This is a genomic window from Streptomyces shaanxiensis (assembly GCF_039537145.1).
GTDB lineage: Bacteria > Actinomycetota > Actinomycetes > Streptomycetales > Streptomycetaceae > Streptomyces > Streptomyces shaanxiensis.
The window spans coordinates 279,161-303,093 of the sequence record NZ_BAAAZY010000028.1 but is presented as its reverse complement, the minus strand read 5'-3'; the positions used below and the strand labels follow the sequence as shown (position 1 = coordinate 303,093).

General features: G+C 72.2%; 19 protein-coding genes. 8 read left to right on the top strand and 11 right to left on the bottom strand.

Annotated features, from left to right (window positions below; translation table 11 throughout):
- The first annotated feature begins 116 nt into the window (after nucleotides 1–116).
- A complete protein-coding gene (locus ABD932_RS39590; protein WP_345020772.1) occupies nucleotides 117–1,169 on the top strand; it encodes a lactonase family protein in 1,053 nt (350 codons plus the stop codon).
- 72 nt (nucleotides 1,170–1,241) lie between these two features.
- On the opposite strand, the gene ABD932_RS39585 is transcribed toward ABD932_RS39590, so the two are convergent.
- The 4 genes from ABD932_RS39585 to ABD932_RS39570 all read right to left on the bottom strand — a co-directional run bounded on the left by ABD932_RS39585 (nucleotide 1,242) and on the right by ABD932_RS39570 (nucleotide 5,109).
- Complete coding sequence (locus ABD932_RS39585; RefSeq protein WP_345020770.1) at nucleotides 1,242–2,165, bottom strand: sirohydrochlorin chelatase; 924 nt, start codon at nucleotides 2,163–2,165, stop codon at nucleotides 1,242–1,244.
- Between the two features lie 136 nt (nucleotides 2,166–2,301).
- Nucleotides 2,302–3,276, bottom strand: coding sequence for an N-acetylglucosamine kinase (locus ABD932_RS39580; RefSeq protein WP_345020769.1), 975 nt, complete (start codon nucleotides 3,274–3,276; stop codon nucleotides 2,302–2,304).
- The gene (locus ABD932_RS39575; RefSeq protein WP_345020767.1) at nucleotides 3,273–3,950 is read right to left on the bottom strand and encodes a uracil-DNA glycosylase; all 678 of its coding nucleotides are present in this window, start codon (nucleotides 3,948–3,950) and stop codon (nucleotides 3,273–3,275) included. Before ABD932_RS39575 ends, ABD932_RS39580 begins: the two co-directional genes overlap by 4 nt.
- Before the next feature lie 73 nt (nucleotides 3,951–4,023).
- Nucleotides 4,024–5,109 (bottom strand): WD40/YVTN/BNR-like repeat-containing protein, encoded by a 1,086-nt coding sequence (locus ABD932_RS39570; RefSeq protein WP_345020765.1) that lies wholly within the window; start codon nucleotides 5,107–5,109, stop codon nucleotides 4,024–4,026.
- 277 nt (nucleotides 5,110–5,386) lie between these two features.
- On the opposite strand from ABD932_RS39570, the gene ABD932_RS39565 reads away from it, so the two are divergent.
- A complete protein-coding gene (locus ABD932_RS39565) occupies nucleotides 5,387–5,974 on the top strand; it encodes an Rv1733c family protein (protein ID WP_345020763.1) in 588 nt (195 codons plus the stop codon).
- 637 nt (nucleotides 5,975–6,611) lie between these two features.
- On the opposite strand, the gene ABD932_RS39560 is transcribed toward ABD932_RS39565, so the two are convergent.
- Nucleotides 6,612–8,309 carry a DNA alkylation response protein gene (locus ABD932_RS39560; protein ID WP_345020762.1) on the bottom strand — a complete coding sequence of 566 codons (1,698 nt, stop codon included), beginning with the start codon at nucleotides 8,307–8,309 and terminating at the stop codon, nucleotides 6,612–6,614.
- A gap of 74 nt (nucleotides 8,310–8,383) precedes the next feature.
- Between ABD932_RS39560 and ABD932_RS39555 the strand changes: the two genes are divergently transcribed.
- Nucleotides 8,384–9,175 carry a PaaX family transcriptional regulator C-terminal domain-containing protein gene (locus ABD932_RS39555; protein WP_345020760.1) on the top strand — a complete coding sequence of 264 codons (792 nt, stop codon included), beginning with the start codon at nucleotides 8,384–8,386 and terminating at the stop codon, nucleotides 9,173–9,175.
- Nucleotides 9,176–9,306: 131 nt separating this feature from the next.
- Here ABD932_RS39555 and ABD932_RS39550 read toward each other — a convergent pair whose 3' ends face one another.
- Both ABD932_RS39550 and ABD932_RS39545 read right to left on the bottom strand, forming a co-directional pair.
- On the bottom strand, nucleotides 9,307–10,089 hold the full coding sequence (locus tag ABD932_RS39550) for a pectate lyase (protein WP_345020758.1): 783 nt from the start codon (nucleotides 10,087–10,089) through the stop codon (nucleotides 9,307–9,309).
- 59 nt (nucleotides 10,090–10,148) lie between these two features.
- Complete coding sequence (locus tag ABD932_RS39545; protein ID WP_345020756.1) at nucleotides 10,149–11,129, bottom strand: pectate lyase family protein; 981 nt, start codon at nucleotides 11,127–11,129, stop codon at nucleotides 10,149–10,151.
- Between the two features lie 298 nt (nucleotides 11,130–11,427).
- On the opposite strand from ABD932_RS39545, the gene ABD932_RS39540 reads away from it, so the two are divergent.
- From ABD932_RS39540 to ABD932_RS39530, 3 genes are all read left to right on the top strand, one after another.
- Nucleotides 11,428–12,234 (top strand): non-reducing end alpha-L-arabinofuranosidase family hydrolase, encoded by an 807-nt coding sequence (locus ABD932_RS39540; protein ID WP_345020754.1) that lies wholly within the window; start codon nucleotides 11,428–11,430, stop codon nucleotides 12,232–12,234.
- A gap of 48 nt (nucleotides 12,235–12,282) precedes the next feature.
- A complete protein-coding gene (locus ABD932_RS39535; RefSeq protein WP_345020752.1) occupies nucleotides 12,283–13,596 on the top strand; it encodes an extracellular catalytic domain type 1 short-chain-length polyhydroxyalkanoate depolymerase in 1,314 nt (437 codons plus the stop codon).
- Between the two features lie 181 nt (nucleotides 13,597–13,777).
- A complete protein-coding gene (locus ABD932_RS39530) occupies nucleotides 13,778–18,109 on the top strand; it encodes a cation-translocating P-type ATPase (RefSeq protein ID WP_345020750.1) in 4,332 nt (1,443 codons plus the stop codon).
- Nucleotides 18,110–18,112: 3 nt separating this feature from the next.
- On the opposite strand, the gene ABD932_RS39525 is transcribed toward ABD932_RS39530, so the two are convergent.
- Nucleotides 18,113–19,192 (bottom strand): NADH:flavin oxidoreductase/NADH oxidase, encoded by a 1,080-nt coding sequence (locus ABD932_RS39525; protein ID WP_345020748.1) that lies wholly within the window; start codon nucleotides 19,190–19,192, stop codon nucleotides 18,113–18,115.
- 120 nt (nucleotides 19,193–19,312) lie between these two features.
- On the opposite strand from ABD932_RS39525, the gene ABD932_RS39520 reads away from it, so the two are divergent.
- Nucleotides 19,313–19,666, top strand: a complete 354-nt coding sequence (locus ABD932_RS39520; RefSeq protein ID WP_345020746.1) for an ArsR/SmtB family transcription factor — start codon at nucleotides 19,313–19,315, stop codon at nucleotides 19,664–19,666.
- On the opposite strand, the gene ABD932_RS39515 is transcribed toward ABD932_RS39520, so the two are convergent.
- Together ABD932_RS39515 and ABD932_RS39510 are read right to left on the bottom strand one after the other, a co-directional pair.
- Nucleotides 19,586–20,995, bottom strand: a complete 1,410-nt coding sequence (locus tag ABD932_RS39515; protein WP_345020744.1) for a nucleobase:cation symporter-2 family protein — start codon at nucleotides 20,993–20,995, stop codon at nucleotides 19,586–19,588. The genes ABD932_RS39520 and ABD932_RS39515 overlap by 81 nt on opposite strands.
- Before the next feature lie 131 nt (nucleotides 20,996–21,126).
- The gene (locus ABD932_RS39510) at nucleotides 21,127–22,470 is read right to left on the bottom strand and encodes an FAD-dependent oxidoreductase (protein ID WP_345020742.1); all 1,344 of its coding nucleotides are present in this window, start codon (nucleotides 22,468–22,470) and stop codon (nucleotides 21,127–21,129) included.
- Between the two features lie 219 nt (nucleotides 22,471–22,689).
- Here ABD932_RS39510 and ABD932_RS39505 point away from each other — a divergent pair, with 219 nt between their 5' ends.
- Entirely contained in the window at nucleotides 22,690–23,148 is a 459-nt protein-coding gene (locus ABD932_RS39505; protein ID WP_345020740.1) for a DUF6214 family protein, read from the top strand.
- Between the two features lie 36 nt (nucleotides 23,149–23,184).
- Here ABD932_RS39505 and ABD932_RS39500 read toward each other — a convergent pair whose 3' ends face one another.
- The gene (locus ABD932_RS39500) at nucleotides 23,185–23,874 is read right to left on the bottom strand and encodes a DUF305 domain-containing protein (RefSeq protein WP_345020738.1); all 690 of its coding nucleotides are present in this window, start codon (nucleotides 23,872–23,874) and stop codon (nucleotides 23,185–23,187) included.
- Nucleotides 23,875–23,933 lie beyond the last annotated feature (59 nt).

Below are 23,933 nucleotides of genomic sequence, written 5' to 3'. Positions count from 1 at the left end.
GCCCGGTGGGGTGTGCCGTACGGAACTCTCCCTGCGGCACGGGACTCTTGGTCTAGACCGATACTGATCCACTGCTACCGTCGCCCCGGACGGCACCCGACCGGAAGGGGACAGCGGTGGCAGACGTCGGCAGGAGGCGAGGGCGGGCCTACATCGGGTCGTTCACGGCGGCCGGTGGCCAGGGCATCATCACGGCCGCCGTGGACGGGAGCAGCGGCGCGCTGACCGTCCTGAGCGGTGTGGACGACCTGCCCGACCCCGCGTACCTGGCCCTGTCGCCGGGCGGCGACACGCTCTACGCCGTCAGTGAGACGGCCGAGGGCGCGGTGGCCGCGTACCGCGTGACCGGACACACGCCGGAGCCGCTCGGACCGCCGGTGCCGGTGGGCGGGAGCGGGCCCGTGCACCTCAGCCTGTTCGCCGGCCACGTCCTGACCGCCAACTACGGCTCCGGCAGCGTCAGTGCCGTCCCCGTCCGCGCCGACGGCACCCTCGCGGACGCCCCGTCCGCCGTCCTGCGCCACACCGGCTCCGGCCCGCACACGCCCCGCCAGCAGGGCCCGCACGCCCACCAGGTGCTGCCCGACCCGAGCGGCCGCTGGGCCGTCAGCGTCGACCTCGGCACCGACTCGGTGCGGGTGTGCACCCTGGCCGACGGCCCGCTCGACCTGCACCGGGAGATCGCCCTGCGGCCGGGCTCCGGACCCCGCCACCTGGCCTTCCACCCGTACGGCACCTACGCCTACGTCCTCAACGAACTCACCCCCACCGTCACCGTCTGCCACTGGGACGCCGACGACGGCACGCTGAAGCCCCTGGTGGAGACGCCGGTCCTGCCGGGGGCACCGGCCGGCGACGCCTATCCCTCGGGGATCGTCGCCTCGCCCGACGGCCGCTTCGTATGGACCGCGACACGCGGCGAGGACGTGCTGTCCACGTTCGCCGTCGAGGGCGACGAACTGCGGCTGACCGGGACGGTGACCTGCGCCGGGCACTGGCCGCGCGCGATCACCGAGGCGGGAGGGTTCCTGTACGTCGCGAACGAGCGCTCCGGTGACGTGTCGTGGTTCGCCCTGGACCCGGACCGGGGTCTGCCGCGCTACGAGGGCTCCATCGAGGCCCCCGCCGCGTCCTGCGTGGTCATCGGCCCGGAGGCGGGCCGGGCATGACCGTACGCCGAAGGCCCGCTCCCCGATGAGGAGCGGGCCTTCGGCGTCACATCTGCGGCTGCGGTCTGCGCGTCAGCGGACCGGCGTGCCCTGCGGCTGCTGCGGGGCGATGCCCAGCGCCGTCGTGTACTTGGACAGGGCGAGCTTGCCGATCGCCGGGTACGGGCCGAGCGCCTCGGCGGCGGAGCAGCCCGCCTCCTGCGCGGCCTCCGCGATCAGGCTCGGGTCGATCTCCGGCCCTATCAGGTACGGCGCCAGCGCCAGCTGCTGCGAGCCCGAGGACCGCAGCTGCTCGGCCACCGCCGAGATCGAGCCTTCCTGGTCCAGGGCCGCCGCCATCACCGGCACGGCCAGACGCGCGGCGAGCAGCATGCCGGTGATCCCGGCCGCCTGCACGGCCTCCTCGCCACCGACCGAGGCCAGGACGATGCCGTCAGCGGCGGTCGCCACGGTGAACAGGCGGGCACGGTCGGCGCGGGCCAGCCCGGCCTCCGACAGGCGCACGTGCAGCGCCTCGGCCAGCAGCGGGTGCGGGCCCAGCACGTCGGTCAGGTCGGCCGCGACCCGGCTGTCCATCACGGCCTGACGGATGACGCGCAGCAGCGCGTTGTCCGGGCCGGCCAGCAGCGGCACCACGACGGCGACGGGCCCCTCCGGCTCCTTGACCTCCACGCCTGCGGCGAGCGCCTGCTCGTAGCGGGCGGTGCGCTCCTCCGCGGCGTGCACGAGCACGGCCTGGATCGTGGGGAACTCCGCGTCGTCACCGTCGACGTACCCGATCCGGGCGTCGAGACCGGGAAGCTCGGAGCGGGCGATGCTCACGACCTCCTCGGCGAGGCCACGGGTGGCGGCGCTCGGCGTGCCCGGCACCGCGAGAACGAGCGCGGGCGCGCCCTCGGGAGCCGCCAGGGGCTCGGGTCGGCGGTGCCGCCCGGGCTGACGAGGTCGCGGCATTCGTACTGGCAGGCCGGACGCGGGCCCAGTGGGGGAGCTCATGGCGACGCATGTTACTGGCTTCTTGGGCTCCCCTGTTCGGGGAGGGTGCAGGTGAGCGGTATCCGTCCGCTTTTGTCTGATTGAGTTACCTGCAGTGCGGAACCGAACGGCGTGGGGGATCAGTCCCCCTTTTGGGTCACCGGCTTTCTGTCACCACGCAGAGCAGCCTGTCGTCACTCGGCAGAGTGAGCGCGTCCGTCGCCAGATCGGTCGCGATCCGCACCGACCCCAGCAACGGATCCCCGGCGGCCGGCACCCGCCGTGCGTGCGGCAGCCGCTTCGCCAACTCCTCTTCCAGAGGTACGACAAGAGGGTCGCCCATCTTGAACAGGCCGCCGGTGAGCGCGACTTGGGGCTCACCGGTGCCGGGGCACACGGCCGCCGCGGACTCGGCCATGTGCCGAGCTGCGGCGCGCAGGATCTCCGCGGCGATCGGGTCGGTGTCGGCGCGGGCGGCCACGTGGGGAGCGAAGGAGGCGAGGACGGCGGGACGGTCCTGGCGCGGATACAGCTTGGCGGGCAGTCCCTGGATCGGGCCGAACAGTTCCTCGGCGCGGGCCAGCAGCCCGGCCGACCCGCCGCTCCGCCCGTCGTACGCGCGCAGCGCCGCCTCCAGCCCCGCCCGCCCGATCCAGGCACCGCTGCCGCAGTCGCCGAGCAGATGCCCCCAGCCGTCGGCACGGTGCCAGCGCGTCAGATCCGTGCCCATCGCGATCAGCCCCGTACCGGCGGCGACGACGGCACCCGGCCGGGACCCGAGGGCGCCGACATACGCGGTGACGGCATCGGCGACGAGAGCGACCCGCCCGATGCCGAACTCCCGCCCCAGCGCGGCCGGAAGCTCGGCGCGCAGGGCATCACCCAGCGAGGCGAGCCCGGCGGCCCCGATCACGGCCGCCCCCAGCCGATCGACACCGGCCTCGGCGACCGACGACCGCACCATGGGAACCAGTTGCTCCATCAGATGCCCGGGGTCGATGCCCCGATCCCCGGTACGCACCGGATCGCGTGACTCCCGGCGGGCCAGCGCACCCCGGGCCACGGTCCCGACGACGACGCGCAGCCCGGACCCACCGGAGTCGACGGCGAGGAACCCGGAGGGGTCGGTCACGGCAGGCGCCAGTCCACCGGCTGTCCTCCCTGCCGGATCAGCAGGTCGTTGGCCCGGCTGAACGGGCGGGAGCCGAAGAAGCCGCGGTCGGCGGACATGGGGGAGGGGTGCGCGGACTCGACCGACGGGAGGTTGCCGAGCAGGGGGCGGAGGTTGCGGGCGTCGCGTCCCCAGAGGATGGACACCAGCGGCTTGCCGCGTCCGGCCAGTGCGCGAATGGCCTGCTCGGTGACCTCCTCCCAGCCCTTGCCGCGGTGGGCGGCCGGTTTGCGCGGGGCCGTGGTGAGCGCCCTGTTGAGCAGCAGCACACCCTGCTCGGTCCACGGCGTCAGATCGCCGTTGGACGGCTGCGGCAGCCCCAGGTCGGTGTTCAGCTCCCGGTAGATGTTGATGAGGCTGCCGGGCAGCGGACGCACGTCGGGCGCCACCGAGAACGACAGCCCCACGGCATGTCCCGGTGTCGGGTACGGGTCCTGTCCGACGATCAGGACCCGCACGTCGTCGAAGGGCTGCTGGAAGGCCCGCAGGACGTTCGGCCCGGCCGGCAGATAGGTGCGTCCCGCGCCGATCTCCGCGCGCAGGAAGTCGCCCATCGCGGCGATCCGTTCGGCAACGGGTTCCAGGGCCTTCGCCCAGCCCGGTTCGACGATTTCATGCAAGGGTCGTGGTGCCACGGGCGTCACCCTACTGCCGTACGGACAGTGGCGATCAACCAGTGGCCAAGGCCGGCCCGTAAGCCCTGACGGCTCATCCGATCACCGCGGCCCGCACGCACAGCACGTCCGGCAGGTGCGATGCCAACTGCTGCCAGCTGTCGCCATCGTCGGCCGACGCGAACACCTCGCCGTTGCGGTTGCCGAAGTACACGCCCGCCGGGTCCGCGTCGTCCGTGCACATGGCGTCGCGCAGCACCGTGCCGTAGTGGTCCTCCTGCGGCAGGCCCGTCGACAGCGGCTCCCAGGTCTTGCCCGCGTCCGCCGTACGGAACACGCGACATCGATGGTCGGCCGGTACGCGGTCGGAGTCGGCGTTGATCGGGAAGACGTACGCCGTCCCGCCGCGGTGGGGGTGGGCGGCGGCAGCGAAGCCGAAGGTGGACGGCAGGCCCTCGCCGATGTCCGTCCAGTGCGCGCCCGCGTCGTCGCTGCGGTACACGCCCCAGTGGTTCTGCAGATAGAGACGGTCAGGGGTCGTGGCGTCCTGCGCGATCTTGTGCACGCACTGGCCGAACTCCGGGTTGGGATCCGGCAGGAACACCGCGGAGACACCGGAGTTGGAAGGAGCCCAGCTCGCGCCTCCGTCGGCGGTCTTGAACACCCCGGCCGTCGAGACGGCGACCGTCACGGCCTTGGGGTCGCGCTTGTCCGTGATCACGGTGTGCAGGCCCTCACCGCCGCCGCCCGGCACCCACTTCGACCGCGTCGGGTGTTCCCACAGCGGGCGGATCAGGTCGAAGGTCTCGCCGCGGTCCTCCGAGCGGTACAGCGCGGCCGGTTCCGTGCCCGCGTAGACCACGTCCGGCTCCGCGGCCGCCGGGTGCAGTTGCCAGACCCGCTCCAGGGAGGTCTCCGTGTCCTTCGGGAACTTGACGGCCGGCCGCGCCGGTTCGGTCCAGGTGTGCCCGAGGTCGTCGGAGTGGAACACGGACGGGCCCCAGTGCGCGCTGTCGCCGCCGGCCAGCAGCCGCGGACGCTCGCCCCGGGTGTCGATGGCGACCGAGTACACGGCCTGCGCGTTGAAGTACGGACTCTCGTCGAACTCCCAGCTGCCACCTCGCCTCCGCCCGATGAACAGGCCTTTGCGCGTGCCCACGGCGAGTAGTACCTCGGTCATGCCGATCACCTCCGCGACGCCTTTGTCTCAGACACGGGCCAGTCTGCACCCCGGCACTGACAGTCACCTCTGGAAAGGTCTACGTCGCAGGTCAGGGCGGCGAGGATAGCTCGCCGCCGCGCGCCGCGGGGCACTTTCGCGAAGTCGCCCACGAGGGCGGCAGGGTCCGTGTGACGCTCGACTCCCGAGTGCGTGCCGTGAGCAACCGGCTGTCGTCTCCCGTATGGAAGTGCGGTCGGTCCGGCATGTTCGTGTGCTCATGAGGAGGAAGCCTTCGATGGCGTTCCGTGGTCCGAAGGTGTGGCTGTGGCGTTGGCGGCGCAATCCGCTCAAGCGCCGGGCCGATGCGGTGGAGGCCTGGGTACTGCTCGCCGCCTGGGCACTCACCGCCCTCGCCGGAGTGCTGGCCGGCCTGGCGACGGCCGGCACGGTCGAGCGCGGCATGGCCAGAGAGCGCGTGGAGTGGCGGCCGGTCGTCGCGCTGCTCACCGAGCAGGCGCCCGGCACGGCCGACTCGCGCACGGTCACGCCGAGCGGCGCGACCGTGTGGGCGAAGGTCCGCTGGAGCGCGCAGGACGGTTCCACGCACACCGGCCAGGCCCGCGTCCGGCCCGGCAGCGACGTCGGCACACCGGTGACCGTCTGGACGGACCCCCAGGGCCGCCTGGTGACCAAGCCCGCCTCTCCGTCCGAGGCCCGCTCACGCGCCGCCCTGGTCGGCGGCCTCGCCGGCGTGTCCGCGGCGTCCGTCCCCTTCGTCGCGGGCCGAGCCCTGCGCAGCCGCCTGGAGAGCCGGCGCATCGATCAGTGGGGCTATGAATGGGCGCGGTTCGGGCCGTTGTGGGGTGGGCGGACGACGGGGTGAGGGCTTTAGGGGGAGTGGGATGGACGACGAGGTGAGGGGTCTGGGGAGAGTGGGGCGGACGGTGGGGTAGAGGTCGGCGTGACGGGGCAGGACGCGCTCGCGCGGCCCGGGCCGCGCCGGACGAGGGCTTGATATGGATCGGCCCGCCCCCTCAGCTACGGGGACACGGTCACGCGGCCGAGATCGTCCCGGCCGCCGGCCTGATGTGGATCGGCCCGCGGCAGGCATTCGGTGACCCGACTGACAAGTCCGCAGCCCGTCATACGAGCCGTGCACCCTCGAGTGCGAAGGCGCCCCCGTCGCACCAACGGCTCCGCCGACACCAGTCTTTCGGCGCCGTCACCGGGGTCGCCTCAGCTCGGCGTCGGCCGTCCGCGCGGCGGGCTGCGCCCCGATCCCTCGACGCCGTCACCGGGGCCACCTCAGCTCGGCAATGACCGTCCGGCAATGACCGTCCACGCCGCCGGCTACGCCCCTGCCCTCGGCCTAACTACCCGTGCTACCTCAGCTCGGCGATGGTCGCCCACTCCGCCGGCAAGTCCCCGATCCCTCAACCCCCACCCGGACCACGCCATCTCGGCGACCGCCACCCCCGTCATCCCGGCCCAGCCTCACGCCTCAACCTCCCGCCCCAGCCTCACTCCCCACCCGGCAGCGCCCGCCCCAGGATCCCGTCCACGTCCGCCGCATCCGGCAGCGTCCCGAACGCATGCCCCCAGTCGCCGCCCAGGCGCGTCGCGCAGAAGGCGTCGGCGACGGTCGCGGGGGCGTGGCGGACCAGGAGGGAGGCTTGGAGGGTCAGGGCCATGAGCTCGACCAGGCGGCGGGCGCCGGCCTCGGAGCCGGTGGACAGCAGGCTCTTCAGGCGGGTGACGGACGCGTCGAGCCGAGTGTCCGCACCCTGCGCCAGGGCGAGTTCGGCGAAGAGCGCCTCGGCGGTGCCCGGCTCCTTGACCAACGCGCGCAGCACGTCGAGGGCGTTGACGTTCCCCGAGCCCTCCCAGATCGACAGCAGCGGAGCCTCGCGGTAGTGGCGCGGCATGCCCGAGTCCTCGACGTAGCCGTTGCCGCCCAGACACTCCAGGGCCTCCGCGGTGAAGGCCGGGCCCCGCTTGGTGACCCAGTACTTGCCGACGGCGGTGGCGATCCGGCGGAATGCGGCCTCGCCCCCGTCCGCGCCCTCCCCGCGCACCGTCCGGTCCGCCGCACCGGCCAGCCGCAGGGTGAGCGTCGTCGCGGCCTCGGACTCCAGCGCGAGGTCGGCCAGGACGTTGCGCATCAGCGGCTGGTCGATGAGCCGCGCCCCGAACGCGCTGCGGTGGCGCACATGGTGCCCCGCCTCGACGAGGGTCTTGCGCATCAGCGTCGCCGAGGACATCACGCAGTCCAGCCGGGTGCAGTTGACCATCTCGATGATCGTCTTGACGCCGCGTCCCTCGGGCCCGACCAGCCAGGCGACGGTCCCGTCGAACTCGGGCTCCGAGGAGGCGTTGGAACGGTTGCCCAGCTTGTCCTTGAGGCGCTGGATACGGAAGGTGTTGCGGCTGCCGTCGGGCAGGACGCGCGGCACCAGGAAACAGGACAGACCGCCGGGTGCCTGGGCCAGCACCAGGAAGACGTCGCACATGGGCGCCGAGGTGAACCACTTGTGCCCACGCAGCGTGTACACACCGGGCTCGGCGCTCGGCCAGGCCGTGGTCGTGTTCGTACGGACGTCGGAGCCACCCTGCTTCTCGGTCATCCCCATGCCCGCGAGCAGACCCCGCTTCTCGGTCGGCACACGCAGCCCCGGGTCGTACTCCCGGCTGGTCAGCAGGGGCTCGTAGACCTTCGCGAGCTCGGGCTGGCGACGCAGCACGGGGACGGCGGCGTACGTCATCGACGTCGGACAGCCGTGCCCGGCCTCGGTGTGCCCCCACACCAGCCCGCCCGCGGTCCGGGCGACATGGGCGCCGGGCCGCTCGTCCGCCCAGGGCGCCGCCGCCAGCCCCTCGGCGACCGCGACCCGCATCAGGTGGTGCCAGCTCGGATGGAACTCGACCTCGTCGACGCGATGGCCGTACCGGTCGTGTGTCCGCAGCTCGGGCTCGAAACGGTTGGCCTGCTCACCCCACTCCTGGGCCTCGGCGCCGCCGGCCCGCCGGCCCAGCCGACGGATGTCCTCCTCGGCCCATGCGGCGCCCTCACGGCGCAGCCCTTCGAGGAGGGCCGCGTCCTCGGACGCGTCGTAGGGGGCCACGGGCGGGGGCTGGTTGGTGACGTCGTGCGTGGCGTACTGCCCGGACGACCGCTCGTGCGCGGCTCCGGACGGCTCCTGGGCAAGTATCGAGACCATGCCGTCAGTGTTGCACCATCGCTGCGACTGCAGCAATCCTGTAATACGTCGCCCTGCCCCGTACAGTCGTGGCCATGCCGAACAACGCGTCACCGCAGGCCGACGACGTGGAGCTGCGCCCGCTGTCCGCCCGGTCGGTCGTCCTGAGCCTGCTGCTGGGGCTGCATCCGCCCGAGCTGCCGGTGAAGGACCTGGTGCGCAGCGTGGAGCCGTTCGGCATCGCGGGATCCACTGTGCGGGCCGCGCTCAGCCGGATGGTGGCTGCCGGAGACCTGCGGCGGGCGGACACCGTCTACCGGCTCAGCGACCGGCTCCTGGACCGCCAGCGCCGCCAGGACGAGGCGGTCCACCCCGAGACCCTGCGCTGGACCGGCGACTGGGAGATGGTCGTGGTCACGGCCACGGGTCGAGGTCCGGCCGAACGGGCGGAACTGCGCACCGAGTTGACCCGGCTCCGGCTCGCGGAGCTGCGCGAGGGCGTCTGGCTGCGGCCCGCCAACCTGCTGCGCCCGCTGCCGGACGACCTCGGCCAGGTCGCCGAGCGCTGCACGGCCCGCCCCGACCGTCCCGCGCGCGAGCTGGCCGCGACCCTGTGGCCGCTGGACGCGTGGAGCGGAACGGGGCACGCCCTGCTCGCCCATGTCGCCCGTGCGCGGCATCCCTCCGACCGCTTCACCGCCTTCGCGGCCGTCGTACGGCACCTGCTCGCCGATCCGGTGCTGCCACCCGAACTCCTCCCGCCCGACTGGCCGGGCGCGCGGCTGCGGGACGCGTACGCGGACTACCGGCGGGAGGTGGCCGACGCGGTACGCGCGCGTGACCACGAGGAGGCGGCCGAAGGCGCACACGCGCGTGGCGGCCGGTAGCCGAAAACACCGGTGGGTGGAGAGCGAACGTACGCGCGCGTGCCCACACGCACCGCGGCGGTCGTACGAAGCGCCGTGCGGGGACGCTTCGTACGACCGCCTTCACCGCGGGGGAATTCTGCGGCCGGTGCCTACCTGTAGGTGATGTCCGAGCTGGAGTACAGGCAGTTCGTGCTGTCCGGGCCGGTGCCCACGGCCGTGTTGTTGTTGTACTTCTGGCACGGGATGACCTTGCGGCTCGAGTCGTTGAGGATCGTGATGCCGCGCAGTGTCGCCACGTCGCCCCGGTTGACGTTGATGCCGACGAGGCGCGCCGTGGACCCGGTGCCGGTCACCTCGATGTTGCTGAGGTTGACCTTGCGCGTGTACTGCGTGGAGCAGTCGCCGCACGAGCGGTACAGCGTCTTGAACTCGCTGACGGCGAAGTTGGAGATGTTCAGCGTGCCCGGCCCGTTGTGCTGGAAGACCTTGTCGGCGGCCTTCTTGGCGCCACCGCCGGTCACCGTGTACGTGGAGCCGCCCCGGAAGGTGGCGGCGTCCTCGCCGACGTCCTCCCACCACACGTTCTGCAGAGTGCAGTTGCCCTCGCAGTGGATGCCGTCGGCGCCGGGCGCGCCGATGATGACGTTCTTCAGCGTCGAGCCGGCGGCCAGCTTGAAGATCGGGTCCTGACCCTCTTCCTGTCCGTCACCGGCCAGGTCGCCGCTGCCGTAGTAGCGGACCATGCCGCCGTCCCGGACACCGGACACGGAGATCGTGGAGCTCACCGGCTGGCTGCTGGTGGGCGTCGGCCAGGTGGCGGCGCTCGCCGGTGGCGCACCTACTGTCGTGATCATGACAGACGAGAGCCCGAGTGCGGCCAGGCCGCTGGTCAGTGCGCGCCGGCGGGCGTGGGGCTTTGCTGGTGAAGTCATGTCCCGTATGCCTTCTTCCAGTTGGGGGGTGGTCGGATCCTTCTTTTCCTGGGGGGTGATCAGATCTTTCCGGCACCCGCACCGGCCGTCACCGAGGCGACGACGGTGGACGCGGACTCGGCGGTGTAGCTGTAGGGCGGCGTGGTGAAGGTGCCGGCCTGGGAGATCTCGGTCGCGGCTCCACCGAGATCGTTGCCGCGCAGGTTGGCGTAGCCGTCGACGTCACTGCTGCGGTTCGTGGTGACGGCGATCTTCGTGTCGCGGAAGACGTTGTTCTCCACGAGCATCTGGGCGCCCATGCGCGAGTGGCAGGCGGTGTCCGCGCCGGCCACGTAGTTGTTGTAGAAGTGCCCGGTGCCGAAGCGCAGGCTGGGGATGCGCGAGTAGACGTTGCTGAACTGGTTGTGGTGGTACGTGACCTTCAGGTGCCCGGTGTCCTCGCTCGCGTTGTTGTCGCTGTGTCCGACGAGCGAGCCCTTGAAGTGGTCCTTGAAGGTGTTCCAGGACACCGTCACGTTGTCCGAGCCGTGATTGATGTCCAACAGGCCGTCGTAGTAGTCCTTGTCGTGATCGCGGTCGGCCGAGAAGGAGTTGTGGTCGATCCACACCTTCGTCGACGCCTGCACCGTGATGCCGTCGGACGGCGCCAGCGGCTTGCTGATGTTCAGGTTCCGGACGACGACGTTCGTGACGTTCTTCAGCCGCAGCCCGCCCCCGGTGAACCCGGACGACGAACCCACGCCCAGCACCGTGGTGTTGGAGCCGACGTCGACCTGACCGCTCAGCGAGATCAGGCCGTTGACCCGCACGACCTTGGCCGAGTTGCCGGTCACCGCCGACTTGAACGCGTCCAGCGTCGAGACGGTGACCGCCGAGGCGCTGCCGCCGCCGGTCGTCCCGGCGCCGAACCCGATCGGCGAGGTCTCGGCCGCTCCGGCCTGATTGGGCAGGATCATGACAGCCGCAGTGGCGAGCGCGGCTGCGGCGGCCGTCGCCACCGCGGTTCTTTGCGGGCGTGCACGTGGGGGGAGAGTGCGCATGCGGGTGCGTCCCTTCGGAAGGACCTACTCGATCGTGTACGTGAACGATGTGCGACATGTTGAACGCCGTGCGCGGACAGTGTGGCCTTGTGGGGGTCTGGCACGGGCGGCTCGGTCACACTGTTGAACGGAACGTAGGATGCAAGCGCTTTCTAGTCAACGCTTTGCGCAGAAGAAATCCGTCAGTCCTGGTGGGAGGCAAGGGCTCTCTTGACGGCTGGCGTGGGAGCGCTTCCATGATGGGCGTGTCCATGCCACGATGCCTGTCCGGACGCTTTCCCTGCGAGAGGGCGAGTCCATGCCGACTCCCTATATGCGTACGTTGATCGGCGCGTTGGCGCTCACTCTGGCGGCCTTCGGCGCCGTGGCCGTGTCCCCGTCCCCTGCTCCGGACCACGCGGACGCCGACAGCCCCGCGGCGGAGCGGGCCGACTCCTTAACCGGGGCAACCGACCCCGTCGCCGGGCTACCGGGCTCCTTCGCCTGGTCGTCCACCAGCCCGCTGATCGCGCCCAAGCCGGATGCCGGCCACCCGGTCGTCTCGGTCAAGGACCCGACCGTCTTCCGGTACGACGACCGGTGGCACGTCTACATGACGACGGCCGACACCTCCGGCCGCTGGAGTCTGGCCCACACCAGCTTCGCCGACTGGTCCCAGGCGGCCGGCGCACCCCAGACGTTCCTCGACACCAATCCGAACATCGGCAACCGGTACGCGGCCGCTCCCCAGGTGTTCTACTTCGCCCCGCAGAGGAAGTGGTACATGGTCCACCAGACCGGGCCGCCGTCCTTCTCCACCACCGACGACCCCGCGAACCCGGGCAGTTGGAGCGCTCCGCGGAACTTCTTCGACGCCGAGCCGCCGATCGTCACGGAGAACAAGGGCGAGGGAGGCCGGCTCGACTTCTGGGTCATCTGCGACGACACCGACTGCTACCTGTTCTCCTCGGACGGCAACGGCCACGACGGCGTCGACCAGACCCTCACGATCGACCCCTGCCGCCTGCAGTTCCTGTACCAGGGGATGGACCCCGCATCCAGCGGCGACTACTCCCGGCTCCCCTGGAAGCTCGGCCTGCTGACCCGTACGAACAGCTCCTGCTGAACCACCGCCGCACCACGTCCACGAGCCGCGACCAGAAGGGACAAGGACGTGCCCACCCCCATCCGCACGACCGTGACAAGACAGCTCCGGACGCTAATCGCCGCTCTCCTGCCGCTGTTGGCGGCACTGCTCGTCACCGCACCCGCGGCCTCCGCCCGCGCCGAGGCCGCCGACGTGGTCCCCACCGCGACGCTCACCGAGGTCACCGACTTCGGCACCAACCCCAGCGACCTGCGCATGTACCTGTACGTGCCGGACAGCGTCACCACCCATCCGGCGGTCCTGGTGGCCGTGCACTGGTGCACCGGCTCCGGCCCGGACATGTACAACGGCACCGAGTACGACACGCTCGCCGACCGGTACGGCTTCGTCGTGGTCTACCCGTCCGTCACCCGCAGCAGCAAGTGCTTCGACGTCTCCTCGCCCCAGGCACTCCGGCGCGACGGCGGCAGCGACCCGGTCGGCATCAAGTCGATGGTCGACTGGGTCACCCGCACCTACGACGCCGACACGAGCCGGGTCTTCGCCACCGGCATCTCCTCCGGAGCGATGATGACCAACGTCCTGCTCGGCGACTACCCGGACGTGTTCGCCGCGGGCGCCGCCTTCTCCGGCGTCCCCTTCGGCTGCTTCGCCACCACCGACGGCTCCGAGTGGAACAGCGCCTGCGCACAGGGCACCGTGACCCGCACCGCGCAGGAGTGGGGCGACATCGCCCGCGCCGCGTACCCCGGCTACACCGGGCCCCGGCCCCGTATGCAGCTGTGGCACGGCACCGAGGACGACGTCCTGCGCCACCCCAACTTCGGGGAGATGATCAAGCAGTGGACGAACGTCCAGGGCGTCGGCCAGACCCCCTCCGTCACGGACACGCCCCAGTCCGGCTGGACCCGCACCCGCTACGGCGGTACCGGTGACCGGGCCCCCGTCGAGGCGATCAGCCTCCAGGGCGTCGGCCACAACCTCTACAGCAATGGCATGGGGGCCCGGGTCCTCACCTTCTTCGGCCTGGGCAGCGGCGGCCCCGCACCCCAGCCCCAGCCCGGCGCCTGCAAGGTGACCGCCACGACCAACGCCTGGAACACCGGCCTGACCGCCTCGCTGACGATCACCAACACGAGCACGACGGCGGTCAACGGCTGGCAGCTCGGCTTCACCCTGCCCGCCGGCCAGACCATCACCAACGGCTGGGGAGCCACCTATACGCCGGGCTCCGGCGCGGTGACGGCGAGCAACGCCTCGTACAACGCGGCGCTCGCACCAGGAGCGAGCGTCAGCATCGGCTACCAGGCGAACCACACCGGCAACAGCGCGGCACCGGGCGCCTTCACCCTCAACGGGACAGCCTGCACGACTGGTTGACACCAGCGGAACCGCGGTGCGAGCCGAGCGCCTGACGACGCCCTCGCTCGACGCTACGCCCTCGGCCCACGGGCGCCCCGGCATCCCCTGCCGGGGCGCCCGTACGCGGATGACATGCCGTTTTGCGGGAACCCGGGGCGCACGGAAGGCGCTGTCGAGCGAGGTGGAGCGAGGGCGAGCGATGGTTCTGGGACTCCTGACACGTCCGGCCGCGGCCGCGGCCGGGCTGGTGATGGCCGGGCCGCGGCTGCTGGCCGAGGGAGCCGCACCCGCGGTGGGAGCCGCCGTGGGAGCCGTGGCCTCGACGGCCCGGGCCGGGGTACGCACCGCCGACGCCGCGGCGCGCGTCGTGCGGGTCGCCCGCGGCACGCTGCCCGTCCGCCCGCACCCCTGGCGGTCCGGCACCCGGACCCACCTCGCGCTGCGGGCCGAGGCGCCGGAGCGCGTACGGCGGGAGGGCGGGACCGAGCACGCGGCGCGCCGTGTCGCCACGGCGCTGGCGAATCGGCCCGACGTGGCCCTCGCGTACTGGGACGGCGGGCTGCGCCGGCTGGTGGTGACCGCCGTCGAGGAGTCGGCCGGTGACCGGGTGCTGGAGAAGGCGACCGAGATCGCGGCCCGGCACGGACTCGCTCCCGCCGACGAGGCGGTGGACGACATCCCGCACCCGGCCGACCCCGCCGGAGTGCGGGCCGCCGCCACGACGCTCGCCGCCGACGGGTTGGGCATCGCGACCGCGTTCACCGGGTACGTCCTGCGCCTGCCGGCCTCACCCCGGTCGGTCACCGCGCTGGTGACGCTGCTGCGGGAGAATCCACGCTTCCGTGGGTGGCTGCGGGCCAGGCTCGGCCGCTCCCGCATGGACGTGGCACTGGCGATCGCGAACGCGGCCGCCCACGGCGTCGGCCGCACCCCGACCGCGCTGGTGCTCGACGGCGCGCTGCGCACGCTCCAGCTGGCGGACACGGTGGCCCGCGCGGCGGCGTTCGACATGGTCCACGACGAGGTGTGCGTGCCGGAGCGGGCAGGCGTGGCCGGGGACCACCGCTCGCGCCCGCCGCTGCGCACTTCGCCCGCCCAGGAGTACGCCGGACACGCCGAGGCAGGCAGCCTGGTGGGCGCGCTGGCCACGCTGCTGGTCAAGCACGACGGCACCGAGGCTGCGGAGGCGGTGCTGGCGGGCTCCCCGAAGGCCGCCCGCTACGGACCCGCGGCCTTCCACGCCGTACTGAGTTCCGCGCTGTCGCGCACGGGCGTCCTGGTGCGCGACACCGAACGACTGCGTCAGCTGGAGATGGCCGACACGGTCGTCCTGCACCCGAGCGCGATGCGCACCCCCGGAGCCGGCGCGGACCCGTGGGCCGAGGCGGTGCTGGACGCGGCGCGGCGCGCCGGCCTGCGGGTCGTGATGGTGGACGACCCCGCACTGGCAGACTTCACGAATCTCGCCGACCAGGTGGTGAGCGACCAGCGGTCGCTGAGCGACGTGGTGGACGCGGTGCGCGACAAGGACGGCGTCGTCGTCACGGTCGCCCGCCCGGACGTGGCCGACGAGGACGTGCTCACCGGGCTGCTCGCCGGAGATGTGGCCGTCGCCCTCACCGACCGGGATGGAGCCGTCGTCTGGGGTGCGGACGTGCTGGTCCCGCACGGCCTGGCCGACGTGTGGCGGCTGCTGCGGGCGGTCCCGGCCGCGCGCGGGGTCGGCCGCAGGTCGCAGACCCTGGCCCGGTCCGGTGCCGCCCTGTCCGGGATCCTGGTGGCTGTGGGCAAGTCCCGGCGCGGTCGCCGTACGCCATGGCCCGGCCTGCGGCACACGCCGGTCGACGCGAGCGCGGCATGGGCCCTGCTGAGCGGCGTGCGCGCGGCCCTCGGCGTGGCGGCGGCCCGCGCCCCGCACCCCCGGCCCCGCGTGGCCTGGCACGAACTGGAGCCCACCGAGGTCCGCGACCGGCTGGAGCACGAGCCGGGCCCGGAGCCGACCCTGTCCGAGCAGGTCACCGACCGTGCGCGTCAGACCCTCCAGGCCATGGGCCGGCGGCGCGTCTTCGCACCGGTGAGCGGGCCACTGCGGCTGGCCCGGGCGGTGCGCGGAGAACTGGACGACCCCCTCACCCCGGTCCTGGCCGTCGGCTCGGCCGCCGAGGCGATCCTCGGCTCGGTCCTGGACGCCCTGCTGGTCGTCGGCGCGCTCGACCTGAACGCGCTGGTAGGCGGCGTCCAGCGGATGCGGGCCGAGCGGGCGCTGTCCGGGCTGCTGGCCAAGCAGAAGCAGAAGGCTCGGGTCACCACCGAGGAGCCGTCGTCCCGGGCGCGGATCGTGGACGCCACCAAGCTCAGTCCCGGCGACGTGATCGAGCTGCGGGCGGAGGACGTGGTGCCCGCCGACGCGCGGCTGCTGTGGGAGGACGGCCTGGAGGTGGACGAGTCCGCGCTGACCGGAGAGTCCCTGTCGGCCGACAAGGGCACCGAGCCGACGCCGGACGCCGCCGTGCCGGACCGCCGCTGCATGGTGTTCGAGGGCACGACCGTGGTCGCCGGACAGGCCCGGGCCGTCGTGGTGGACACCGGGGAGCGAACGGAGGCCTCGCGGGCCGTGACCCTCGCCGCCCGTACGCCACCGTCCGCCGGAGTCCAGGCCAGGCTGCGCGAACTCACCGACAAGGCCCTGCCGTTGACCCTGGCAGGCGGCGCCGGGGTGACGGCTCTGTCGCTGGTGCGCGGCACCCCCATCCGCCGCGCCGTGAGCGGTGGGGTGGCCGTGGCGGTGGCCGCGGTGCCCGAGGGGCTGCCGCTGGTGGCGACCGTGGCTCAGCTGGCGGCCGCCCGTCGGCTGAGCCGCGGGGGAGTCCTCGTCAGGGCCCCGCGCACCCTGGAGGCGCTCGGCCGGATGGACACCATCTGCTTCGACAAGACCGGCACGCTGACCGAGAACCGCCTGCGTCTGGTGCGCGTGAGCGACGCGGACGGCACGGCCCGCAAGCCGGACGAGCAGGCGGCCGACGCCACGCTGCGGGTCGCGGCCCGAGCCTGCCCCCAGCTCGACGGCGACTCGGACCGGCCCGTGCACGCCACCGACGAGGCCGTCCTGGACGCGGCCGCCCCCGACCCCCAGTGGTCCCAGACCGAGGGCCTGCCCTTCGAGGCCGGCCGCGGTTACGCCGCCGCCGTCGGCCGGGCCGAGGACGACACTCCGGTGCTCGTGGTCAAGGGCGCCCCGGAGACGGTACTGCCCGCCTGCTCCGGCCTGACCTCGTCGGCGACGGAGGCGGCGCAGTCGCTGGCCGGCGAGGGACTGCGCGTCCTGGCGGTGGCCCGGCGCAGGCTGGACGCGCCGGACAAGGCGGCGGACGTCCTCGAACAATCCCTGGAGGAGCTGGAGTTCACCGGTCTGCTCGCCTTCGCCGACATGCCGCGCGACACCTCCACGGCCCTTGTCCAGGGGCTGCGCAAGGCGGGCGTACGGCCCGTCATGCTGACCGGCGACCATCCGCAGACCGCCCGGGCGATAGCCGCTGAGCTGGGCTGGCCCGAGGACACCGGCGTGGTCACCGGTGACGAGCTGGCGTCCGCGGACCGGGAGGCACGCACCCGGATGCTGGCCGACATGGGCGTCGTGGCCCGGGTCGCGCCCGAGCAGAAACTCCAGGTCGTCGAGGCGCTGCGGGACGCCGGCCGGGTGGTCGGCATGGTCGGCGACGGAGCCAACGACGCCGCCGCCATCCGTGCCGCCGACATCGGCGTCGGCATCAGCGCCCGCGGCTCGGCGGCCGCCCGCAACGCGGCCGACCTCGTCCTCACCGACGGCGATCTGACGGTCCTGATCGACGCGGTCGCCGAGGGCCGGGCCCTGTGGCACAGCGTCGCCGACGCCATCGCCATCCTGATCGGCGGCAACGCGGGCGAGGTGGGCTTCGGCCTCCTCGGCACCCTCCTGTCGGGCGCGGCGCCCCTGTCCACCCGCCAGATGCTGCTGGTGAACCTGTTCACCGACCTGTTCCCGGCGATGGCGGTGGCCGTGACGCCGAAGGAGCCGGAGAAGCCGGGGGCCGCGGACAGCGAGCAGAGCCCGGATGGCCGCAACGGCACCGAAGCCACCGAACCCCTCGGCACCTCACTCCTCGGCGCGCCCCTGATCCGCAAGATCCGCCACCGTGCCCTGACCACCACGCTGGGCGCGACGTCCGCCTGGCTGTTCGGCCGTTTCACACCGGGCAGTGCCCGTCGCTCGACCACGATGGCCCTGTGCGCGGTGGTCGGGACGCAGCTCGCCCAGACGCTGGCCGACCGCCGGGGCAGCCCGCTGGTCCGCGCCACCGCCCTCGGCTCCGGGGCCGCTCTGTTCGTCCTGGTCGAGACCCCGGGCGTCAGCCACCTCTTCGGCTGCACACCGCTCGGTCCCGTCGCCTGGGCGGGCGTCGCCGCGTCGATCGCGCTCGCGGTGTCCGGCCAGCGCGCCGTGCCCCAGCTGGAGCGACTGATGAGCCGGTACCTGCCGACTCGCTTCCGGTGACGATCAGACGGACCGGTGGTACTGGTCCGGCACATGCACGTCCCCGCCGAGCTCCCGGGCGGCGTGCCGTGCCCACGACGGGCTGCGCAGCAGCTCGCGGCCGAGCAGGACGGCGTCCGCCTCGCCGTTGGCGACGATCTTCTCGGCCTGTTCGGCGTCGGTGATCAGTCCGACCGCGGCGACCGGCAGCGAGGTCTCGGCCTTGACCCGCGCGGCGAACGGCACCTGGTAGCCCGGTCCGACGGGGATGCGGGCGCGGGCGGCGTTGCCGCCGGTGGAGACGTCGAGCAGGTCGATGCCGTGAGCCCGGAGGTCGGCGGCGAAGCGGACCGTGTCGTCGGCGGTCCAGCCGTTCTCCTCCAGCCAGTCCGTCGCCGAGATACGGAAGAACAGCGGCTTGTCGTCCGGCCACACCTCCCGTACGGCGTCCACGACCTGGAGGGCGAGACGGGTGCGGTTCTCGTACGAGCCGCCGTACTCGTCGGTGCGGTGGTTGGAGTACGGGGAGAGGAACTCGTTGATGAGATAGCCGTGGGCGCCGTGGACCTCGGCGACCTCGAAGCCGGCGGCGAGGGCGCGCCGGGCGGCGTCCGCGAACTGCCCGACGATCTCCTGGATCTCGGCGACCGTCAGTTCGGTCGGCACCGGGTGCCCGTCGGCGAACGCGAGCGGGCTCGGCGCCACCGGCTGCCAGCCATGCGTGTCCGGCCCCACCGGCGCGCCGCCCTTCCAGGGCTGGTCGGTCGACGCCTTGCGGCCCGCGTGGGCGAGCTGGATGCCCGGCACGGTGCCCTGCGACACCAGGAACCGCGTGATGCGGCGGAACGCCTCGACCTGGGTGTCGTTCCAGATGCCCAGGTCGTACGGGGAGATCCGGCCCTCGGGGCTGACGCCGGTGGCCTCGACGATGATCAGCCCGGTGCCGCCGGCCGCGCGGGCCGCGTAGTGCGCGAAGTGCCAGTCGTTGGGGACGCCCATCTCGGGGCCCTCCGGTGCGGCCGAGTACTGGCACATCGGGGGCATCCACACCCGGTTCGGGATCGTCACTTCGCGCAGGGTGTAGGGCTCGAAGAGCGCACTCATGGCGGACTCCATTCGTCACGGGGACCATCGGTCGACTAGTACGATAGGCATCGTAGTACGGGAAGTGTCAAACTACGAGGGCTCTCGTACAATGGAGGAACCCGACGAAGTGGAGCCGCCGTGACCAGCCCCGCTGTCAGCAGCCGAGACCTCCCGCACCCGACGCGCGAGGAGATCCGTCTGGAAGGCGTGCTGCACGCGCTGTCCGACCCGATGCGGCTGCAGATCGTGCGAGAGCTCGCCGCCGTGGGCGACGAGCTCTCCTGTTCGCACTTCGACCTGCCGGTCACCAAGTCCACCACCACCCATCACTTCCGGGTGCTGCGCGAGAGCGGTGTGATCCAGCAGGTCTACCGGGGCACGGCCAAGATGAACGGCCTGCGCAAGGACGACCTAGACGGCCTCTTCCCGGGGCTGCTCGACGCCCTTCTCGACGCCGCCACCCGGCAGGCCGCCCGGCTCGGCGGCGCCTGAATCCGCTTCGGCGGCTCCTGAACCGGCCTTCGCCGGCAGGTGGTTGAAGAGCAGGTTCAGCGCGATCGCCGTCAGACAGCCCGCGCTGATGCCGCTGTTCATCACCGTCTGGAACCAGTCCGGGAACTTCTCGTAGATCGTCGGCACACCGACCGGCAGCATGCCCATGGCCACGGAAACGGCCACCACCGTCAGGTTGTTGTTGCCCTTGAAGTCCACCTCGGCCAGGGTGCGCAGCCCGCTCGCGGCGACCGTCCCGAACATCACCAGTCCCGCACCGCCCAGCACCGGAGCCGGTATGGCCGCCACCACCGCGCCCAGCTTGGGCAGCAGGCCGAGCAGCACGAGGATGCCGCCCGCGGTGGCCACCACCCAGCGGCTGCGCACACGGGTCATGCCGACCAGGCCCACGTTCTGGGCGTACGCCGTGTACGGGAAGGTGTTGAAGACACCGCCCAGCACCGTCGACAGGCCGTCGGCGCGCAGGCCGTCCGCGAGGGAGCGCGGCTCGACCTTGCGGTCGGTCATCTCGCCGACCGCGATCAGGTCACCGGTCGTCTCGGTCATCGTCACCAGCGCCACCACCAGCATCGACACGATCGCCGAGAACTCGAACGTGGGCGCCCCGAAGTGGAACGGCGTGCTGACCCCGACCCAGTCGGCGTCGCCCACCCCGCCGAAGTCCGTGAACCCGAACGGCACGGCGACCGCCAGCCCCACCGCGATGCCGATCAGCACGGCGATCCTGCTGAGGAACACCGGCGCGAACCGCTGCACACCGAGCACCACCGCGAGGACGAAGGCGGCCAGCGCGAGGTTCTTCGGCTCCCCGAAGTCCGCGGAACCTGCGCCGCCGGCGGCCCAGTTGCCCGCGACCGGCAGCAGCGAGAGGCCGATGATCAGGATCACGGTGCCCGTGACGAGGGGAGGGAAGTACCGCAGCAGCCTCCCGAAGACCGGCGCCAGCAGCACGATCGCGAGGCCCGCGACGATCACCGAGCCGTAGATCGCGGGGAGTCCGCCGCCCGTCGTGCCGATCAGCACCATCGGGGAGACGGCGGCGAACGTACAGCCCTGCATGATCGGCAGCCGTACGCCGAAGCGCCAGAAGCCGATGCACTGGATCAGTGTCGCGATGCCGCACACCAGCAGGTCGGCGGTGATCAGGTAGGCCAGGTCGGCGGGCGGGAGTTTCATGGCTCCGCCGACGATCAGGGGGACGGCCACGGCGCCGGCGTACATCGCGAGGACGTGTTGCAGGCCGAAGGCGGCCAGGTGGCGTTTGGGCGGGATCTCGTCGACGGGGTGTACGGGTGCGCTCTCAGTCATGGGCGAGACCGTAGGCTCCTTGAACAGTTTGTTGATTTCAAGGGTGTTGCTGATGGGTTGCCGGGTGCGGGGCCTTCGTGGTTGCTCGCGCCCACGCGGGGGAGCCGCAGATCGATACAGCCCCGCGCCCCTTACGGGGCGCTGTCGTGCGCGGCGGTCATGAGGGACTGCCAATCAGGCAGTTTCACCACACCCCTGCCCAGCGACGCACCCAGCTCCGCCTCCGCCCGTTCGATCGCGCACCACCCCGCCCACTCCACCGGCTCGACCCCCTCGGCGCGCAGTGCCGCCAGTGGGTCCTCGGCCACTTCTCTCCGTACGAGTACGGAGGCGTCCGCCAGCAGTGACGTCACCGTCTCCTTCGCGCACGGGCGGTTGGTGCCGATGACGCCGGTCGGGCCCCGCTTGATCCAGCCGGCCACGTACTCGCCCGGCGCCACGCGGCCCTCGCGCAGGACGCGCCCGTCGGAGTGCGGCACCGTGCCGGTCGCCGTGTCGAACGGCAGGCCCTCCAGCGGCACACCGCGGTAGCCCACCGAGCGCAGCACCAGCTGGGCCTCGATGTCCTCGTAGCGGCCCGTCCCCGTGACCGCGCCCCGGCCGTCGGGTGCCGTTCGTTCGAAGCGGACCGCGCTCACGCGCCCGGCTTCGGCGAGGAGTTCGACGGGGCGCAGGAAGAACCGCAGCCGGATGCGGTGGCCGGCGTCCTGGGGCGGGGTCTCGGCCCAGGCGCGGAGTGCCTCGATGTTGCGGCGCTGCGGGGCGGGGAGGCCGGAAGGGTCGGCGTATGCCGGATCCAGCGCCAGCTCGGCCGGATCCACGGTCACCGCCGTGTCCGGCAGCGTGCCCAGTTCGCGCAGTTCCTTGGTGGTGAAGCGGGCCTGCGAGGGACCGCGGCGCCCGACCATGCTGATCTCGGTCACGCGGCTCGCGCCGAGGGCGGTGAGCGCCGCCTGGGGCATGTCGGTGGGGCTCAGCTCCGCCGTGCCCCGTGCCAGCATCCGAGTGACGTCCACCGCGACGTTCCCGATGCCGATGACCACCGCCGACCGCGCCCCGAGCACGAAGCCGTCGTCGACGGAGTCCGGGTGGGCGCTGTACCAGGACACGAACTCGGTCGCCGACCAGCTGCCCGGCAGGTCCTCGCCGGGAATCCCCAGGTGGCGGTCGGTGGCGGCGCCCACGCAGTACACGACCGCGTGGTAGAGGTCCCGCAGCCGGGCTGTCGGCACTCCGCCCGGACCGATCTGGACGCCGCCGAGGAACCGCACCCGCTCGTGCTCCAGAACCGTCCGCAGGTTGTTCTGGAGGGACTTGATCTTCTCGTGGTCCGGCGCCACCCCGTACCGCACCAGACCGTACGGGCACGGCAGCCGGTCCAGGACGTCGACCAGCGCGTCGGGGTCCTGCTGTACCAGGCTCTGGGCGGTGTAGCACCCGCTCGGCCCGGAGCCGACGACGGCGATACGGAGCACGGCGGAACTCCTTGGGCGAGGGTTGGTCGGGGGCTTCGCGGAACTTCAGGAGTCGCTCTCGAGTCCAGCATCGCACCGCTGCCGCTCCGCTGACAGGGTGCTGTGCGCCCGTCGAGGCGCGTGTTCGTTCAGTATGGAATGTGATCATGCGGTTACGTTGCGTGTGTGCTGGAAGCATCCTTTCTTAATCTTTCCGATCGTTGTGCTTCGGACGGCAGCGTGTCCGTGTGGCCCGCGTGGGAAGTGCGGGACGGTGCCGGCGCCACGGCATGGCTGGGCGTCCGGCTCGAGTTCGGCGACGGCGCCCACGTCGACGCGCTTGCCGTGGTGTCCGAGGAGGGCGTCTCCATCGAGGACGTACGGGCCCGCCCGGCGCTCTCCCTCGACGACCTGGCGGCGCTCGCCGACTGGATCGAGGACCCGCTCTCCAAGGCGTGCGGGATCGCGGCCGAACCGGACGGCGGGGGCACCAGGGCGAGCCGCGCCCGGCCGGCCTGGCCGCTCGGCGTCGAGGGGCAGTGGCTCGTCGCGCAGGAGTACCGCGCGGCCCAGGAACAGGGTGGCGACCCCGTGCTCGCGGTGATGCGGGCGACGGGGCACAGCCGGCGGAGGTCGCTCAGGCTCATCGGGCAGGCGCGCGACGCGGGTTTCCTGACGCCGCGTCGCGCCCGCCGCTGAGCGCGGCCCTCAGGCGGACCGGACCGAACGGGTCCGTCAGAGCATGTCGCGCATCCGCGTGATCTCGCTCGTCTGCTGAGCGACCACCTCGTCGGCCATCTCCTCGATCACGATGTTGTTGCCCTGCCCCTTCACGTCCGTGGCCATGGTGAGCGCCCCGTCGTGATGGGTGATCATCAACGTGAGGAAGAGCTGGTCGAACGCCTTCCCGTGCGCGGCACGCAGCTTCTCGAGCTGTGCCTCGGTCGCCATGCCGGGCATCGAGGCGTGCTGCTCGTGGCCGTCGCTCTCCCCGGCCTTCTCGGACTTGCCGTGGTTCTTGAGCCAGCCCTTCATGGCCGCGATCTCCGGGCCCTGTGCGGCGGCGATCCGTTCGGCGAGCGCCTTGACCTTCGTCGACTCGGCACGGTCCGGGACGAGTTCGGTCATCTCCAGGGCCTGGGTGTGGTGCTCGATCATCATGCGTGCGTAGGCGACGTCGGCCGAGTTGGGGGAGTCGTCCTCGGCGCGCTGCCGTGCGGCCTCCTCGGCGGACAGCTTCTGGTTCGCCTCGCCGGGTTTGCCGGGCACGATCACCGAAGGTCCGCTCTCCTCGGCCGCCTTCGGTTCGGACTCGCAGCCGCCCAGCGTAAGTACGGCCAGTACGGCCAGTACGGCAGTGAAGGCGGGTGTCCGGCGGAAGGGCGTCTTCGTTACATGTTCATTGCCCCCTGTTGTTATGTGCATGGCCATGACGATACTCGGGCTTGCATCAACCGTTCCAGTGGGAACGGACAAGGGAGGAA

Coding starts and splice junctions, on each gene's coding strand:
- ABD932_RS39500 (WP_345020738.1), bottom strand. CDS start 23,874: ATGCACATAACAACAGGGGGCAATGAACATGTAACGAAGACGCCCTTC.
- ABD932_RS39540 (WP_345020754.1), top strand. CDS start 11,428: ATGCCGACTCCCTATATGCGTACGTTGATCGGCGCGTTGGCGCTCACT.
- ABD932_RS39515 (WP_345020744.1), bottom strand. CDS start 20,995: ATGACTGAGAGCGCACCCGTACACCCCGTCGACGAGATCCCGCCCAAA.
- ABD932_RS39545 (WP_345020756.1), bottom strand. CDS start 11,129: ATGCGCACTCTCCCCCCACGTGCACGCCCGCAAAGAACCGCGGTGGCG.
- ABD932_RS39560 (WP_345020762.1), bottom strand. CDS start 8,309: ATGGTCTCGATACTTGCCCAGGAGCCGTCCGGAGCCGCGCACGAGCGG.
- ABD932_RS39585 (WP_345020770.1), bottom strand. CDS start 2,165: ATGAGCTCCCCCACTGGGCCCGCGTCCGGCCTGCCAGTACGAATGCCG.
- ABD932_RS39525 (WP_345020748.1), bottom strand. CDS start 19,192: ATGAGTGCGCTCTTCGAGCCCTACACCCTGCGCGAAGTGACGATCCCG.
- ABD932_RS39550 (WP_345020758.1), bottom strand. CDS start 10,089: ATGACTTCACCAGCAAAGCCCCACGCCCGCCGGCGCGCACTGACCAGC.
- ABD932_RS39570 (WP_345020765.1), bottom strand. CDS start 5,109: ATGACCGAGGTACTACTCGCCGTGGGCACGCGCAAAGGCCTGTTCATC.
- ABD932_RS39555 (WP_345020760.1), top strand. CDS start 8,384: ATGCCGAACAACGCGTCACCGCAGGCCGACGACGTGGAGCTGCGCCCG.
- ABD932_RS39565 (WP_345020763.1), top strand. CDS start 5,387: ATGGCGTTCCGTGGTCCGAAGGTGTGGCTGTGGCGTTGGCGGCGCAAT.
- ABD932_RS39530 (WP_345020750.1), top strand. CDS start 13,778: ATGGTTCTGGGACTCCTGACACGTCCGGCCGCGGCCGCGGCCGGGCTG.